Origin of the sequence: Streptomyces sp. NPDC089919, from assembly GCF_040684615.1 — a bacterium.
Lineage (GTDB): Bacteria > Actinomycetota > Actinomycetes > Streptomycetales > Streptomycetaceae > Streptomyces.
Genome location: NZ_JBFBGK010000148.1, coordinates 1 through 15,709, shown reverse-complemented (window position 1 = coordinate 15,709; position 15,709 = coordinate 1). Strand labels below are relative to the sequence as shown.

Sequence of the window (15,709 nt, the reverse complement as noted above, 5' to 3'; positions counted from 1 at the left end):
CTCCGCGCAGGTGCGCTCAAACGCCGGACGGGCTGGATTTCCAGCCCGTCCGGCGATTGAGGACCGGGTTCCGGGGCGGAGCCCCGCGCACCCGCGGCTATGCCACCGGGAGGCCGGGGGCGGGGAAGGCGGCGAGGAGGTCGGCGACCTCCAGGCGGACGGCGGCCAGGGCCGCCTCGTCGCCGGCCGCGGCGGCGGAGACCGCGCGCGAGATCCAGTCGGCCACGGCCGGCATGTGCTCCACCCCCAGCCCCCGCGAGGTCAGCGACGGCGTTCCGATCCGGATCCCCGACGGATCGAACGGCTTGCGCGGATCGAACGGCACCGTGTTGTAGTTCACGACGATCCCCGCCCGGTCCAGCGCCTTGGCCGCGATCTTGCCCGACACGTCCTTGCCGGTCAGGTCCGCCAGGATCAGGTGGTTGTCGGTACCGCCGGAGACCAGGTCGAAGCCCCGCTCCAGCAGCGCCGCCGCCAGCGCCTTCGCGTTGGCCACCACCTGGTGGGCGTACGAGGTGAAGGAGACCTGGGAGGCCTCCAGCAGCGCCACCGCGATCCCGGCGGTGGTCTGGTTGTGCGGGCCGCCCTGGAGGCCCGGGAAGACGGCCTTGTCGAGGGCCTTGGCATGCTCCTCGCGGCACATCAGCATCGCGCCGCGCGGACCGCGCAGGGTCTTGTGGGTGGTGGTGGACACCACGTCGACGTGCGGCACCGGCGAGGGGTGCGCGCCGCCCGCGATCAGGCCGGCGATGTGCGCCACGTCCGCGACCAGCACCGCGCCGGCCTCCTGCGCGATCTCGGCGAAGGCGGCGAAGTCGATGGTCCGGGGCAGCGCGGTGCCGCCGCAGAAGATGACCTTGGGGCGCTCCTTGAGGGCCAGGTCGCGGACCTCGTCGAAGTCGATCAGGCCGGTGTCGGCGCGGACGCCGTACTGCACGCCCCGGAACCACGAGCCGGTCGCCGAGACGCCCCAGCCGTGGGTGAGGTGCCCGCCCATCGGCAGGGCCATGCCCATGACGGTGTCGCCGGGCTGCGCGAAGGCCAGGTAGACGGCGAGGTTGGCGGGCGAGCCGGAGTACGGCTGGACGTTGGCGTGGTCCACTCCGAAGAGGGCCTTGGCGCGGGAGACCGCCAGCGCCTCGATCCGGTCGATGTTCTGCTGGCCCTCGTAGTAGCGGCGGCCCGGGTAGCCCTCGCTGTACTTGTTCTGCAGGACGGTGCCGGAGGCCTCCAGCACGGCGGCGGAGACGTAGTTCTCGCTGGGGATCAGTCGCAGGGTGTCCGCCTGCAGCCGCTCCTCGGCACCGATCAGCGCGGCGAGGTCGGGGTCGGCGGCGGACAGGGCGGGGTGGCGCACGCTCATGGCGCATCCTCCGGGGGTCGATGGTCTTCGTCCCCGCGGCGGCCCAGGCGAGCGGCCCGCTGATGCGGTCGTGCGCACACGGCTCCCCCGGAGTTCGTTCTCCGTACGCCAGTCGCCGTGCGTGCCTCCACCCTAACGGGCGCGCCGCGCCGCCAGGTTTCCCGGTCCGGCATCCGAGCGACGATAGAAAGGGGCGCCACCCTCGCGCCCCCCGTCGCCCGACGAACGGAGACCCCGTGTCGAGAACCGCAGACGCCATCCGCTCCGCCGAGTTGCACAGCGCGCACAACTACCATCCGCTGCCCGTGGTCGTCGCGACCGCGGAGGGCGCCTGGCTCACCGACGTCGAGGGCCGGCGCTACCTCGACATGCTGGCCGGCTACTCCGCCCTCAACTTCGGCCACGGCAACCGGCGTCTGCTGGACGCGGCCCGGGCACAGCTGGAACGGGTCACCCTCACCTCGCGGGCCTTCCACCACGACCGGTTCGCCGACTTCTGCACCGAGCTGGCCGCACTCTGCGGCAAGGACATGGTGCTGCCGATGAACACCGGCGCGGAGGCGGTCGAGACCGCCGTGAAGACCGCCCGCAAGTGGGGTTACGAGGTCAAGGGCGTGCCGGACGGCCACGCCAAGATCGTGGTGGCGGCGAACAACTTCCACGGCCGGACGACCACCATCGTCAGCTTCTCCACCGACCACGAGGCCCGGGACCACTACGGCCCCTACACCCCGGGCTTCGAGATCGTCCCGTACGGCGACCTGACCGCCCTGGAGGCGGCCGTCACCGAGAACACCGTCGCGGTGCTGATCGAGCCGATCCAGGGCGAGGCGGGCGTGCTGGTGCCGCCGCCGGGCTACCTGCCGGGCGTGCGCGCGCTGACCCGCGAGCGGAACGTCCTCTTCATCGCGGACGAGATCCAGTCCGGCCTGGGCCGCACCGGCAAGACCTTCGCCTGCGAGCACGAGGGCGTGGTGCCGGACGTCTACGTCCTCGGCAAGGCGCTCGGCGGCGGCGTGGTGCCGGTCTCCGCGGTGGTCGCGGACCGGGACGTCCTCGGCGTCTTCAAGCCCGGCGAGCACGGCTCCACCTTCGGCGGCAACCCGCTGGCCTGCGCGGTGGGCCTGGAGGTGATCGCGATGCTGCGGACCGGCGAGTACCAGCAGCGCGCCGCCGAGCTCGGCGACCACCTGCACCGCGAGCTGAACCTGCTCACCGGCGGCGGCGCGGTGACCGCGGTCCGCGGCCGGGGCCTGTGGGCCGGCGTGGACATCGCCCCCGAGCACGGCACCGGCCGCGAGGTCTCCGAGCGCCTGATGGCCCTGGGTGTGCTGGTCAAGGACACCCACGGCGCCACCATCCGCATCGCCCCGCCCCTGGTCATCGCCAAGGAGGACCTGGACTGGGCCCTGGACCAGCTGCGCTCGGTACTGGCGCAGGACTGACGCGAGTCCGCCGCTCCGCGCGGGCGCGGAGCGGCGGGCGGTCAGACCACGATGTGCGGCACGAACCTCGCGTACTCGTCGGTCACCGGGCCCGCGGACTCCCGGATGCCCAGGCCGGCGGCCTCGTCCTCGACGACCCAGGCGCCCAGGACCGTGCGGTTGCCGTCGAAGTCGGGCAGCGGGGCGAGGGCCTGGTAGACGCACTCCTCGTCCTCGCGGACGGCCGGCGCCTCGCCCGCCGGGTGCAGGGTGACCCCCGCGCCCTCCCGGCCCAGCAGCGGCTTGGCGGCCCAGCCCGTCGTACCGGCCAGCTCGCGCGGCCCGTCGAGGTAGGCGGGCAGCAGGTTGGGGTGGCCCGGGTTCAGCTCCCACAGGATCGCCAGCAGCGCCTTGTTGGAGAGCAGCATCTTCCAGGCCGGCTCGATCCAGCAGGTCGCGCCCGAACCGCCGCCGTTGTCGAGGGTGTCCAGCACGTGCGGGCCGAACTCGTCGGTGGCCAGCCACTCCCAGGGGTAGAGCTTGAAGCAGCTGCGGATGAAGCGCAGCCGCTCGTCGACGAACCGGCCGGCCAGCGCGTCCCAGCCGATCCGCTCCACGGACAGCGCCTCCGTCTCGAGGCCCGCCTGCTCCGCGGTCTCCCGCAGGTAGGCGACGGTCATCAGGTCCTCGCCGAGCTCGTCGTCCTCGGAGTGGGCGAAGTGCACCGGACCGGGCGGCAGCAGCGGGGCCTGCCGGCGCCAGGCCGCGACCAGCCGCTCGTGCAGCGAGTTCCACTGGTCGGCGCCGGGGAAGCGGTCCTCCATCCAGAACCATTGCGGACCGGCCGCCTCCACCAGGGAGGTGGGGGTGTCGGCGTTGTACTCCAGCATCACCGCCGGACCGGAGCCGTCGTAGCGCAGGTCGAAGCGGCCGTAGAGGGAGGGGAGTTCGGCCCGCCGCCGCCAGGACTCGGTGATCCGCTCGCGCAGCCGCGGGTCGTGGATGCCGAGGTCGGCGAACCGGTCCGCGTCGACGATGTGCCCGGCCGCGGCCAGGGACAGGGCGTGCAGCTCCTCGACCGTCTCCTCCAGCGCCTCGACCTCGGGCAGGCTGAAGGAGTAGTAGGCGCTCTCGTCCCAGTACGGGCGCAGGCTCCCGTCGGGGTAGCGGGTCAGCGGGTAGACGAGTCCCTGCTCCTCGACGGTCCGCTGCCAGTCGGGGCGGGGGGTGGTGCGGTGGCGTTCCACGGCGGCTCCTGGGCGTCCTGAAGAGTCCGGTCAGCCGCCCTTGGAGCCCGAGCCGGACTTGCCGAAGCCGCCGCGCTTGACGGCGGACTTGTCGAAGCCGCCGCCGGAGAGCTTGCCGTTCTTGCCGACGCTGCCGCCGTAGTAGTACGAGCCCCGGCCGCCGCTCTTGCACTCCGACCTCGGCAGCTTCTCGAGCGTGACGCGGTCGGCGCAGCGCTTGTCCGGGTCCGAGCCGCAGGCGACGAGCGTCGCCGCGAGCATGCCCATGCCGCCGAGCACGACGGCGCCGGAGCGCAGTCTGCGGCTGCTCCGCTGATCCATGACGGTCCCCCTTCGGGCCGCACGGCGCCCCCCTGGGTGCCGTGCCTGCCGACAGAGTAGAACCAGCCGGGGCAGGGGCGGAATCCGGCCTGCAGCGTGAGATCCGGCCGGTGGCGGGGCGGCTGGATTACAGTCCTTTTCGTGCTGATCGGGATGGTATGCGCGCTCGCTGCGGCGGTCTGCTTCGGCACCGCCTCGGTCCTCCAGGCCGTGGCGGCCCGCTCCACCGCCCCGGGTACCGGCTCGGGGGTGGACCCGGCGCTGCTGGTGCGCGCCCTGCGGCAGTGGCGGTACCTGGCCGGGCTGGGGCTGGACGGGCTGGGCTTCGTCTTCCAGATCATCGCGCTGCGGTCGGTGCCGATCTACGCGGTGGGCGCGGCGCTGGCCGCGAGCCTGGCCGTGACGGCCGTGGTGGCCGCGCGGCTGATGCGGGTCCGGCTGACCGGGACGGAGTGGGCGGCGGTCGCGGTGGTGTGCGCGGGGCTGGCCATGCTGGCGCTGTCCTCGGGGCCCGAGGGCGACCGGCCCGGCACCGACGCCCTCAAGTGGACGCTGCTCGGCGTGGCCGGCGCGGTCCTGCTGCTGGGCGCGGCGGCCGGCCGGCTGCCGGGCCGGGCCCGCGCCCTGGTCCTGGGCCTGGCCTCGGGCACCGGCTTCGGGGTGGTGGAGGTGGCGGTCCGGCTGATCGACGGGTGGACCCTGGCCAACCCGGCCCTGTACGCCCTGCTGCTGGGCGGCGGAGCCGCCTTCCTGCTGCTCACCTCGGCCCTGCAACGCGGCTCGGTCACCACCGCCACGGCCGGCATGGTCCTCGGCGAGACGATCGGCCCCGCCCTGGTCGGCGTCCTCTGCCTCGGCGACCACCCCCGCGAAGGCCTGACCTGGCTGGCCGTCCTCGGCTTCGCGGTGGCGGTGGCGGGGGCACTGGCGCTGGCGCGGTTCGGGGAGCCGCCGGAGGTCGGAGCGGGGTGAGGGGCCTGCTTGGCGGGTGGCTTGGGCCCGTTCCCGGCGGGTGGTCGTGGTGTGTGGGGCCCCTCGCCCCTTGACGGGGGGTGGGCCTGCAGGCCCTGCGGCAGGCCCACCCCTGGGACTTCGCGGCTTCGCCGTCGCCTGCGGCGATCCCAGGCCCGGGCCTGCCTCCGGACCAGCCTGCCACACCCCGTAAAGGGGCTACCCCACACACCACGACCACCCGGAGCAACGCCAGACGGTACGCCGATCCAGCCCCGCCGAAGCCCCCTCAAGCCCCCGGCTCAAACGCCTCCAGCGCCGCTGTCTGGATCTCCTGTTGGCGGGGCCAGTCGGTGGCGGGGGCCGCTACCAGGACCGCGTACATGCGGCCGTCGGGGGCGGTCAGGACGCGTTCGATGCCGCGGCGGCGGCTGCCGGTCTCCGCGCTGTCGTACTCGTACGTGAGCTCCGCCGAGCCGCTGCCGATGTCGGTGATGCCGATCTGCCGGTAGCCCGGGTTGCCCGAGAGGCCGTCCGAGGCGCCCTGGACCGCCTGCCGGGCCGTCATTCCCGGTTCGTCCACGCGGAAGACCTGGACCAGCGAGGCCCGGTCGGCCGAGCGGTAGAAGACGCCGGTCTTCTGCTCCTCGCGCTGCCAGCCCTCCGGCACGGCGATCCGGAAGCCGGCCGCGTCGTCCACCACCGTGTAGCCCGCGGGGGCGGAGGCCGACGCGGAGGCCGAGGGCGAGGGCGAGTCCGAGGGACTGCCGGAGCCCTCGCCGTCGGACTGGTCCGAGACGTCCGCCGAGGGCCCGGAGGCGGGCGGTGCGGACAGGGAACCGGTCGCCTTCGGGGCGGGTGCGTCGCCGCGCTGGACGAACCACACCACCCCGGCGCCGGCCACCAGGGCCGCCACCGCGACCCCCGCGGTGAGCGGGGTCAGCCAGCCGCCCCGGCGCGCGGGCCGGGGCGGGGGCGGCGGCGTGCCCCCGTCGGGGCCCGGCCCGTACCCGGGCGGCCCCGGCGGGTACGCCGGCAGCCCCGCCGTCGCCCCGGGCGCGGGCCCGAAGCCACCCGGCTGCCCGGGGACGTACCCGGCCGGCGCGGCGGGGGCGTACCCGGTCGGCGGCTCCGCAGGGGCGTACCCGTCCGCGGGCGCGGGGGCGTACCCGTCCGCGGGCGTGGCCGCGTAGCCGTCCGCGGGCGTGGGCGCGTCCCCGGCCGCAGTCGAGGGCGCGTACCCGGCCGGCGGCGCCGGGACGTGGCCGGGCGGGGGTGTGGCCCCGGACGCGGGCCCGGGCGCGGCGGCCGGCGCGGGGGCCGGCTCGCCGGGCGCGCCCTCGGACGCGGGCTCCCGGTCCGGCACGGGACCCGCGCCGGGCCCGCCGGGGCCGGGCGGGCCGAACTCCCAGCTCTGGGTCTGGGGGTTCCAGCGCGGAGCGCTCTTCGGCACGCCTCAGCCTCCCAGCAGCTGGGCGAGGGCCGTGGTCACCGCCGCGCCCGAGGCCAGCAGGTCCAGCACCGGGCCGGCGCCGGTCAGCGCCTCCCGCAGCCGTACCAGCCGGCTCTCCTGCACCGGCTCGGCGGAGGCCAGTTCGTCCTCCGCCCCGGCGAGCTCCGCGTCCAGCGCCGCGGTCTGCTCGCTGGGCCGCAGCCGTTCCAGGTCCGCGCGCAGCTCCCGGACCGCGCGCAGCAGCTCCGCCTGCGCCGGGTCCGCCGCCGCGGCGGAGCCGTAGTTGTTCACGTTGTGGGCCGTGCCGCCCTGACCGAAGTTGACGGCGCTGCCCGAGATCGACCCGATCCGGAACGAGCCCTGCTCGTCACTGCTTGCCACCACTGCTCCCCTTGGACTTGCCCTTGGCGTCGTTCGCCACCGTCGCACTGCCCTGGGCGCCGAAGTTCACCGCACTGTCGTGGACCTCCTCGACGTACGTGGCGCCCGCGCCCAGGTTGACGATCTTCTGCTCGAACTCGCCCGTCTGCCAACCCGCTTCGTACAGCGCCAGTTTGACGCCGCCCGTCACCCGGTCCTGGATGGTCTTCAGATAGCGGACCACGTCCATGTCCTGGAAGAGCGAGGAGTCGAGGTCGCTGGCCAGCTCCCGGACCGCCTCCTTGGGGCCGGCCGGCCGCGCGCCGGCGTGCCCCTCGGTCAGCACCTGCCACAGGCTCACCACACCCCGGCCGAGCGAGGCCAGGGCCGAGGTGAGCGAGCGCGGGGCGTGCATGACGGCCCAGGCGACCTTGCCGAAGCGGTTGTTGTTCCGGTAGCGCTGGGCGATCGCGTCCGCCTCCTGGTACACCTCGCGCACCGGCATCAGGACGTGCGGGGCCACCTCCAGCATCAGCATCCCGCCCTGGGTGTGCACCCGGACGAAGATGGTGATGACCACGTCCTCGTCCCAGCCGCCCACCCGGATCCGCAGGAAGTGCCGGCGCTTCTCGCCTCCCTCCTCGATCGCCTGGGCCCGGTGGTCCTGGAAGTCGTCCGGCTCGCAGGGGACTTCGTAGCGGTCCCGCAGCCCGGTCACCGGCAGGAAGACGCACTCGTCCACCACCAGCTCGCGCAGCCGGTCCAGGACGGCGGCGGCGGTCTGCGGGCTGCTGCGCGGCGAGGGCACCCGCAGCGCCTCGACCAGCGGCACCACCCGCCGCAGCACCTGTTCGTTGCCCAGCGGCTCGGGCGCGCGGGAGCCGAGGTCGGTGCGCGGGCGCAGCTCGACGGAGAGGTGCCAGACCTTGAAGGGCAGCCCGGCCCCGCAGAAGGGCTTGGCCGTCCCGTACATGACCAGCTGGGAGGCCTGCTCGTCGCGGATGAACTGCTGGACCCGGGAGAAGCGCAGGCCAGCGGCCTTCTCGGCGGGGTCGTTCGCCAGGTCGGGATAGCGGGTCGGGGAGAGCTCGGCGGCCATCATCCGGGCGAACTGGCCGCGCTGGAGCAGGGCGAGCACCACCAGCACGGCGAAGAAGAACAGCACGCCGTACGAGGACTCCAGGCCGGAGTGGCTGATGCGGCTGTACCACTCGAAGGCGTACTTCTCCGGCAGCAGGTGGTGCTGGATGTCGATGAACCGGTCGAGGTCCCAGAACAGCTCGACGAGGGAGTTGTCGGCGCGCTCGGGGTGACCCTCCACCCAGGCGCCCACCAGCAGCCCGATCAGGGTCGCGACCATCAGCAGCCGGGCGTAGAAGCGGATCAGCGAGGCGAGGAACCGCATCCCGACGGAACCGGCCTTGAGCGGGCGGGTGATGCCGGCCGCCAGGCTCAGCAGCACGCAGGGCAGCAGCAGCGAGAGCGGGAAGAGCCCGCCGGTCAGCTTCCACGCCAGGGCCCAGGTGAGGAGCACCCCGACGGCCCAGCCCAGTTCGGTGCGTCTGGCGCGCAGGGCGTGCGCCAGCACCCGGGCGGCGTCCATGCCGTAGCTGGGTGCGGCCACCCGCTCCTCGTGGACGTAGAGCTCGTCGATGACCTGGTTGCGGAAGGCGGGGTCGAGGTAGACCCCCGCGCATAAGAGCCGGCCCACCTCGCTGGCCCACGGGGCGACCGGGGGCTTGCCGAGCAGCCGGGCGTCCGGAGGCGGGCCTGCGGGCTGCTGCGGGACTGTGGTCTGAGTCACTCCGAGGACTCTAGGTTCCGGCGCGTTACAGCCAACAGCTCCAAACACGCCAAACGCCCCGGCGAGGTTTGCCGGGGCGTTTCGCGTGATCGTACGACCGGTCCGATCCGGCCTCGACGGCCGGACCGGAGCGGTGTTCAGATCATCAGATCAGGCCGAGCTCGCGGACTGCGTCGCGCTCCTCCGACAGCTCCTTGACGGAGGCGTCGATGCGGGCGCGGGAGAACTCGCTGATGTCCAGGCCCTGGACGATCTCGTACGTGCCGTCGGTGCAGGTGACGGGGAAGGAGGAGATCAGGCCCTCCGGGACGCCGTACGAGCCGTCCGACGGGATGCCCATGGAGGTCCAGTCGCCGGCGGCGGTGCCGTTGACCCAGGTGTGGACGTGGTCGATGGCGGCGTTGGCGGCCGAGGCGGCCGAGGAGGCGCCCCGGGCGTCGATGATCGCGGCGCCGCGCTTGGCGACGGTCGGGATGAAGGTGTCGGCCAGCCACGCCTGGTCGTTCACGACCTCAGCGGCGTTCTTGCCGGCGATCTCCGCGTGGAAGATGTCCGGGTACTGGGTGGCGGAGTGGTTGCCCCAGATCGTCAGGCGCTTGATGTCGGTGACGTCCGAGCCGGTCTTCTGGGCCAGCTGCGTCAGCGCGCGGTTGTGGTCCAGGCGGGTCATCGCGGTGAAGCGCTCGGCCGGCACGTCCGGGGCGGACGACTGGGCGATCAGGGCGTTGGTGTTGGCCGGGTTGCCGACGACCAGGACCTTGATGTCGTCCGCGGCGTGGGCGTTGATGGCCTGGCCCTGCGGCTTGAAGATGCCGCCGTTGGCGGCGAGCAGGTCGCCGCGCTCCATGCCCGCGGTGCGCGGACGGGCGCCGACCAGCAGCGCGACGTTGGTGCCCTCGAAGCCCTTGTTCGGGTCGTCGAAGATGTCGATGCCCTTGAGGAGCGGGAAGGCGCAGTCGTCGAGCTCCATCGCGGTGCCCTCGGCGGCCTTCATGCCCTGCGGGATCTCGAGGAGTCGGAGCTTGACCGGCACGTCCGCGCCGAGCAGGTGACCGGAGGCGATGCGGAAGAGCAGCGCGTAGCCGATCTGGCCGGCGGCGCCGGTGACGGTGACATTCACGGGAGTGCGGGTCATGGCCTTCTCCGTTAGACAGCTGGCGGTGGGGCGTCGTCGCCCCGGGTGCTGGGGACGCCGCTTCGCTGAATCTTGATGTGAAGAGACATCCGCGGTCAGGCTATCCGACCCAGGGGGGCGCGAACCCCCGGCCCCGTGTGGTTCACCGCACACAGGTCGGGGGTTCGAAGGGACGACCGACGTCCGACCGTGGATCGGAAGATCCAACCGGCCGGTCCGGCGCCGGACCAGGGGGCCGGACGGCCGGAACCGATCGATCAGATGGCCGGATGGAACCGGGTCCGCCGGGCCCGGCGGCGGGCGCCCGGCTCAGCGGACCGTGAACCGTACGGCGTTCTCCAGGAACGGCAGGTGCACCCACGGCTTCGGCTCCGCCACCAGCGCCAGCAGCGTGATGGCCACGCCCAGCAGGCCGTACGTGACCATGTCCGTGAAGCGGGACCGGACGGCCAGCATGCCCACCGAGGGCAGCACCCGCCGCAGCACCGCCGCCGCGATCAGCGCCACCCCGATGATCAGGCAGCCGACCCGGAAGTGGTCGAGCGCGGTGATCAGCAGGCCGAGGGCGGTGGCCCCGAGCACGCTGAGCATCGGCCACTGCCGGGCCGGCGCCGGGGCGTCCCGGGGCGCCGCCCGGCCGCCGCCCTCGGGGCGCGCGGTGTCGCGGGTGACCTGCGGGAAGCGCCGGGACTGCGGCGGGCCGCCGTCCGCCGGCTCCGGGCCGCTCCGCTCGGCCGGCATCGCGCTCACCCCTGGTCCTGCTCGGCCTGCTCGACGGCGGCGCGCTCGGCGGCCACGACGTCCCCGGCGGCCCGCTCCGCGGCAGCCCGGGCGGCGGCCGTCAGCTCGGCCGCCTCGACCACGTTGACCAGCAGCTGGGCGCGGGTCATCGGGCCCACGCCGCCCGGGTTCGGGGAGAGCCAGCCGGCCACCTCGGCCACGCCCGGGTGCACGTCCCCGACGATCTTGCCGTTCTCGTCCCGGCTGACGCCGACGTCCAGCACGGCCGCGCCCGGCTTGATGTCCTCGGGCTTGACCAGGTGCGGCACCCCGGCCGCCGCGACCACGATGTCCGCCTGGCGCAGCTGCGCCGACAGGTCGCGGGTGCCGGTGTGGCAGAGGGTGACCGTGGAGTTCTCCGACTTGCGGGTGAGCAGCAGGCCGATGGACCGGCCGACGGTGACGCCCCGCCCGACGACGGCCACGTGGGCGCCGTTCAGCTCGACGCCGTGGTGGCGCAGCAACTGCACGATGCCGAAGGGGGTGCAGGGCAGCGGGCCCGGCTCGCCCAGCACCAGCCGGCCGAGGTTGACCGGGTGCAGGCCGTCCGCGTCCTTGGCCGGGTCCATCAGCTCCAACACGCGGTTGGTGTCGATGCCCTTGGGGAGCGGGAGTTGCACGATGTAGCCGGTGCAGGCCGGGTCCTCGTTCAGCTCGAGGACGACCGCCTCGATGTCCGCCTGCGTGGCGGTGGCGGGCAGTTCGCGCTGGATCGAGCCGATGCCGACCTCGGCGCAGTCCCGGTGCTTGCCGTTGACGTACCACCGGCTGCCCGGGTCGTCGCCGACGAGGAGGGTCCCCAGGCCGGGGGTGATGCCCCGCTCCTTGAGGGCCGCCACGCGGGCGGCCAGTTCGGACTTGACTGCGGCGGCGGTGGCCTTGCCATCGAGAATCTGGGCGCTCATGGAGCCATCCTCCCGCAGGGACCCGCCCCGGTTCCACTTCCGGTGCCCGGGGTGCCCGGCGGGTGCACAGCGGCGGGAGAGGTTGCGGAGGATGTCCCGCTTAAGCAACAGCTAAGACCCGCGACTGGACAACCACCTGTGGATCCCTCCACGATGGCCGGAAAAGTAGTGCCGCGGGCAGTGCCGGGGGGCGGACCGCTCAGTTCGTATCAGTTCCTCCGCCGCATGCCGTGCGTCCCCGCACTTCCATCGGAGGAACACCACAAGATGAGCTTCGGCGACCCGAACAACCCGTACGGGCAGCAGCCCCAGCAGCCGCCGCAGGGCCAGCCCGGCTACGGCTACCCGCAGCAGGCCCCGCAGGGCGTCCCGCCGCAGGCCGGCTACGGCTACCCGCAGCAGCCGCCGTACGGCGCGGTGCCTCCGCAGGCCCCCGGCACGCTTCAGGCCAACAGCGGCTACATCACCGTCCCGGGCCTGGGCACCGTCCAGCTCCCGACCATGGGCCGCCGCCTCGGCGCGCGCCTCATCGACGGCGTGGCGATCGGCGTCCTGTACGCCGTCTTCAGCGCGATCGGCATCGCCGGCATCTTCGGCGCCTCCAAGTCGATCGACGACTGCTCCGGCATGGACTACATGTCCTCCGAGTACTCGCAGTGCGTCAACGACGCCAACGAGGCCGCCGGCGGCATCATCATGACCTTCCTCGGCATCATGCTGCTGTTCTTCCTCATCACGCTGCTCTACGAGTGGCTGATGATCTCCTTCCTCGGCGCCACCCTCGGCAAGATGGCCCTCGGCCTGAAGGTCGTCCGGGAGAACACCGGTCAGGCCCCGGGCCTGGGCGGCGGTTTCATCCGCTGGATCATCCCGATCGTCGGCGCGTTCCTCTGCTACATCGGCGCCGTCCTGGTCTACCTGTCCCCGTTCTTCGACAACTCGGGCAAGCTCCAGGGCTGGCACGACCGTGCCGCGGGCACGCTGGTCGTCAAGATCAAGTAACCGCAGCCCACACGCGCGAAGGCCGCGTCCCGCAGTGCGGGGCGCGGCCTTCGCGTGTGCCGGGGGTGCGGGTCAGTGGAAGAAGTGGCGGGTGCCGGTGAGGTACATCGTCACGCCGGCCTTCTTCGCGGCCTCGACGACCTGCTCGTCACGGACCGAACCGCCCGGCTGCACCACGGCCTTGATGCCGGCCGCGGTCAGGATCTCCAGCCCGTCCGGGAAGGGGAAGAAGGCGTCCGAGGCGGCGTACGCGCCGCGCGCCCGCTCCTCGCCGGCCCGCTCGACCGCGAGCTTGGCGGAGTCGACGCGGTTGACCTGGCCCATGCCGACGCCGACCGAGGCACCGTCCTTGGCCAGCAGGATCGCGTTGGACTTGACGGCCCGGCAGGCCTTCCAGGCGAAGGCCAGCTCGGCCAGCTCCGCCGGGGACAGCGCGTCACCGGTGGCCAGGGTCCAGTTCGCCGGGTCGTCGCCGTCGGCCTGGAGCCGGTCGGTGACCTGGAGCAGCGCGCCGCCGTCGATCGTCTTGACCTCGACCGGGTTGGCGGGGGCACCCTCGGCCTTCAGCACGCGGATGTTCTTCTTGCGGGCCAGCACCTCGACCGCGCCGTCCTCGTACGCCGGGGCGACGATGACCTCGGTGAAGATCTCGGCGACCTGCTCGGCCAGCTCGACGGTCACCGGGCGGTTGACCGCGATGACGCCGCCGAAGGCGGAGAGCGGGTCGCAGGCGTGCGCCTTGCGGTGCGCCTCGGCGACGTCGGCGCCGGTCGCGATGCCGCACGGGTTGGCGTGCTTGATGATCGCGACGCAGGGCTCGGCGTGGTCGTACGCGGCCCGGCGCGCGGCGTCGGTGTCCGTGTAGTTGTTGTACGACATCTCCTTGCCGTGCAGCTGCTCGGCCTCGGCCAGGCCGCCCGTGCCGTCGACGTAGAGCGCGGCGCCCTGGTGCGGGTTCTCGCCGTAGCGCAGCACGTTCTCGCGCGTGTAGGTGGCGCCGAGGAAGTCGGGCAGACCCGAGTCGTCCGCGGCGGCGTAGTCGGCGGCGAACCAGGAGGCCACGGCCACGTCGTAGGCGGCGGTGTGCTGGAAGGCCTCCGCGGCCAGCCGCTTGCGGGCGGTCAGGTCGAAGCCGCCGTCGCGGACGGCCCCGAGCAGGTCGGCGTAGCGCGCGGGGCTGGTGACCACGGCGACCGAGGGGTGGTTCTTGGCGGCGGCGCGGACCATGGAGGGGCCGCCGATGTCGATCTGCTCCACGCACTCGTCCGGGGTGGCGCCGGAGGCGACGGTCTCCTTGAACGGGTACAGGTTGACGATCACCAGGTCGAACGGCTCGACGCCGAGCTCGGCCAGCTGCCGCTGGTGGTCCTCCAGGCGCAGGTCGGCGAGGATGCCGGCGTGCACGCGCGGGTGCAGGGTCTTGACGCGGCCGTCCAGGCACTCGGGGAAGCCGGTCAGCTCCTCGACCTTGGTGACCGGCACGCCCGCGGCGGCGATCTTGGAGGCGGTGGAACCGGTGGAGACCAGCGTGACGCCCGCCTCGTGCAGCCCGCGGGCCAGCTCCTCCAGGCCCGTCTTGTCGTAGACGCTGACGAGCGCGCGGCGGATGGGCCGCTTCGACTGCGTGCTTGCGGCGGTCACTTCGGCGGTCACTGGATCGTTACCTTTCGTCCCTCAATGCGGTAGCCGTTGCGGGCAAGGCGCCCCACGACGTCGACGAGCAGCCTGCGCTCGACTTCCTTGATGCGCTCATGGAGCGCGGCCTCATCGTCCTGGTCCTCGATCTCCACCACACCCTGGGCGATGATCGGACCGGTGTCCACGCCGTCGTCCACGAAATGGACCGTGCAGCCGGTGACCCGGGCGCCGTAGGCGAGCGCGTCGCGCACGCCGTGCGCGCCGGGGAAGGCCGGCAGCAGGGCGGGGTGGGTGTTGACGAAGCGTCCGCCGAAGCCCGCCAGGAACTCCTTGCCGACGATCTTCATGAACCCCGCCGAGACGACCAGGTCGGGGCGGTGCGCGGCGGTGGCGGCAGCCAGGGCGGCGTCCCACTCCTCGCGGGTCGCGTGGTCCTGGACCCGGCACACGAAGGTGGGGATGCCGGCGCGCTCCGCGCGCTCCAGACCGGCGATACCGGTGCGGTCCGCGCCGACGGCCACCACCTCGGCGCCGTACCCCTCCGGGTCGGCTGCGATGGCGTCGAGCAGGGCCTGGAGGTTGGTGCCGGAACCGGAGACCAGCACGACCAGGCGGGAGGCGGCCATGTGAGGCCCTTTCTCGCGGGGCTGCGTTGTGTCGTGCGCGGGGCGGGGGCGGTTGACCCGCACGCCCACGCGCTCTTGTGCGATCGCACGAAAAGGTGGGGGCCCGATATACGGGGAACCATACGAAGCGACCGACCGCCTGCAACGATACCGGCACACCGGACGGCCCCCGAGGGACGGGGTGACGGCCGGGCGGTAGCGTCTGGACCACAGCCGTCAGGCGCCCGACCACCCCAGGGGAAGAAACGCACCCGATGCCGGACCCGAACCAGTCCTCCTCGACTCAGCCGTCCGCGCCGGAAGGCGACGACAACCCCTTCGCCGCCCCGCCCGAGGGCCGCCCCGACCAGCCCTGGCGGCCCCGGCGGCCGGACGGCGGGTCCGGCGACCCGGACGGGACGGGCGGGCCGGGAGCCGGCGGCCCCGGATCGGGCGACCCTTCGGGCGGGCCGGGTTCCGGGACCGGGGGCTGGTCCGGGCAGGGGCCCGGGCACCAGGGGCCGGACAGCCGGTGGTCGGGCTACGGGCCCGGGCAGGGGCCGGGACGCGGACCGGGGGACGGCCGCGAGCCGTCGGACCCGTCCCAGGGGCCGCCCCGCTGGGACCATGACCTTCAAGAACGCCCAGCACCTGCGCGACGCCCTGGCCGTCGCCCCGCTGGAGCTGGTCCTGGTGGAGACCGACGCGCCCTTCCTGACGC

The 15,709-nt window shown here is 73.5% G+C and carries 13 protein-coding genes and 2 pseudogenes; 4 read left to right on the top strand and 11 right to left on the bottom strand.

The features are described from left to right. Positions 1-97 precede the first annotated feature (97 nt). On the bottom strand, positions 98-1,363 hold the full coding sequence (gene glyA / locus AB0O40_RS35075; RefSeq protein ID WP_365049815.1) for a serine hydroxymethyltransferase: 1,266 nt from the start codon (positions 1,361-1,363) through the stop codon (positions 98-100). Positions 1,364-1,599: 236 nt separating this feature from the next. Between glyA and rocD the strand changes: the two genes are divergently transcribed. After that, on the top strand, positions 1,600-2,808 hold the full coding sequence (rocD, locus tag AB0O40_RS35070) for an ornithine--oxo-acid transaminase (RefSeq protein ID WP_365049813.1): 1,209 nt from the start codon (positions 1,600-1,602) through the stop codon (positions 2,806-2,808). A gap of 41 nt (positions 2,809-2,849) precedes the next feature. Here the strand turns inward: rocD and AB0O40_RS35065 are convergent, their stop codons facing one another. Both AB0O40_RS35065 and AB0O40_RS35060 read right to left on the bottom strand, forming a co-directional pair. Next, on the bottom strand, positions 2,850-4,034 hold the full coding sequence (locus AB0O40_RS35065) for a glutathionylspermidine synthase family protein (protein WP_365049811.1): 1,185 nt from the start codon (positions 4,032-4,034) through the stop codon (positions 2,850-2,852). 30 nt (positions 4,035-4,064) lie between these two features. After that, a complete protein-coding gene (locus tag AB0O40_RS35060; RefSeq protein WP_365049810.1) occupies positions 4,065-4,355 on the bottom strand; it encodes a hypothetical protein in 291 nt (96 codons plus the stop codon). 153 nt (positions 4,356-4,508) lie between these two features. Here AB0O40_RS35060 and AB0O40_RS35055 point away from each other — a divergent pair, with 153 nt between their 5' ends. Continuing rightward, positions 4,509-5,327 (top strand): hypothetical protein, encoded by an 819-nt coding sequence (locus tag AB0O40_RS35055; protein ID WP_365049817.1) that lies wholly within the window; start codon positions 4,509-4,511, stop codon positions 5,325-5,327. Positions 5,328-5,595: 268 nt separating this feature from the next. Here AB0O40_RS35055 and AB0O40_RS35050 read toward each other — a convergent pair whose 3' ends face one another. The 6 genes and pseudogenes from AB0O40_RS35050 to AB0O40_RS35025 all read right to left on the bottom strand — a co-directional run bounded on the left by AB0O40_RS35050 (position 5,596) and on the right by AB0O40_RS35025 (position 11,743). Next, positions 5,596-6,759, bottom strand: a complete 1,164-nt coding sequence (locus AB0O40_RS35050) for a serine/arginine repetitive matrix protein 2 (RefSeq protein WP_365049808.1) — start codon at positions 6,757-6,759, stop codon at positions 5,596-5,598. Positions 6,760-6,762: 3 nt separating this feature from the next. After that, positions 6,763-7,140: a hypothetical protein gene (locus AB0O40_RS35045; RefSeq protein WP_365049806.1), complete on the bottom strand. Its 378-nt coding sequence runs from the start codon at positions 7,138-7,140 to the stop codon at positions 6,763-6,765. Next, positions 7,127-8,923 (bottom strand): hypothetical protein, encoded by a 1,797-nt coding sequence (locus AB0O40_RS35040; protein ID WP_365049804.1) that lies wholly within the window; start codon positions 8,921-8,923, stop codon positions 7,127-7,129. Before AB0O40_RS35040 ends, AB0O40_RS35045 begins: the two co-directional genes overlap by 14 nt. A 145-nt stretch (positions 8,924-9,068) precedes the next feature. Further along, positions 9,069-10,058: a malate dehydrogenase gene (locus tag AB0O40_RS35035; protein ID WP_365049802.1), complete on the bottom strand. Its 990-nt coding sequence runs from the start codon at positions 10,056-10,058 to the stop codon at positions 9,069-9,071. Positions 10,059-10,367: 309 nt separating this feature from the next. Further along, a pseudogene (locus AB0O40_RS35030) lies at positions 10,368-10,763 on the bottom strand (DUF3017 domain-containing protein); the annotation flags it as partial. A gap of 41 nt (positions 10,764-10,804) precedes the next feature. Then, positions 10,805-11,743, bottom strand: coding sequence for a bifunctional methylenetetrahydrofolate dehydrogenase/methenyltetrahydrofolate cyclohydrolase (locus AB0O40_RS35025; protein WP_365049800.1), 939 nt, complete (start codon positions 11,741-11,743; stop codon positions 10,805-10,807). A 267-nt stretch (positions 11,744-12,010) separates the two neighbouring features. On the opposite strand from AB0O40_RS35025, the gene AB0O40_RS35020 reads away from it, so the two are divergent. After that, on the top strand, positions 12,011-12,745 hold the full coding sequence (locus AB0O40_RS35020) for an RDD family protein (protein WP_365049799.1): 735 nt from the start codon (positions 12,011-12,013) through the stop codon (positions 12,743-12,745). A gap of 72 nt (positions 12,746-12,817) precedes the next feature. Here AB0O40_RS35020 and purH read toward each other — a convergent pair whose 3' ends face one another. Both purH and purN read right to left on the bottom strand, forming a co-directional pair. Next, complete coding sequence (purH, locus tag AB0O40_RS35015; RefSeq protein ID WP_365049797.1) at positions 12,818-14,398, bottom strand: bifunctional phosphoribosylaminoimidazolecarboxamide formyltransferase/IMP cyclohydrolase; 1,581 nt, start codon at positions 14,396-14,398, stop codon at positions 12,818-12,820. After that, the gene (gene purN / locus AB0O40_RS35010) at positions 14,395-15,009 is read right to left on the bottom strand and encodes a phosphoribosylglycinamide formyltransferase (protein ID WP_365049795.1); all 615 of its coding nucleotides are present in this window, start codon (positions 15,007-15,009) and stop codon (positions 14,395-14,397) included. The genes purH and purN overlap by 4 nt, the downstream gene beginning before the upstream one ends. Positions 15,010-15,606: 597 nt before the next feature. On the opposite strand from purN, the pseudogene AB0O40_RS35005 reads away from it, so the two are divergent. Then, positions 15,607-15,709, top strand: a pseudogene (locus AB0O40_RS35005) (TatD family hydrolase); the annotation flags it as partial.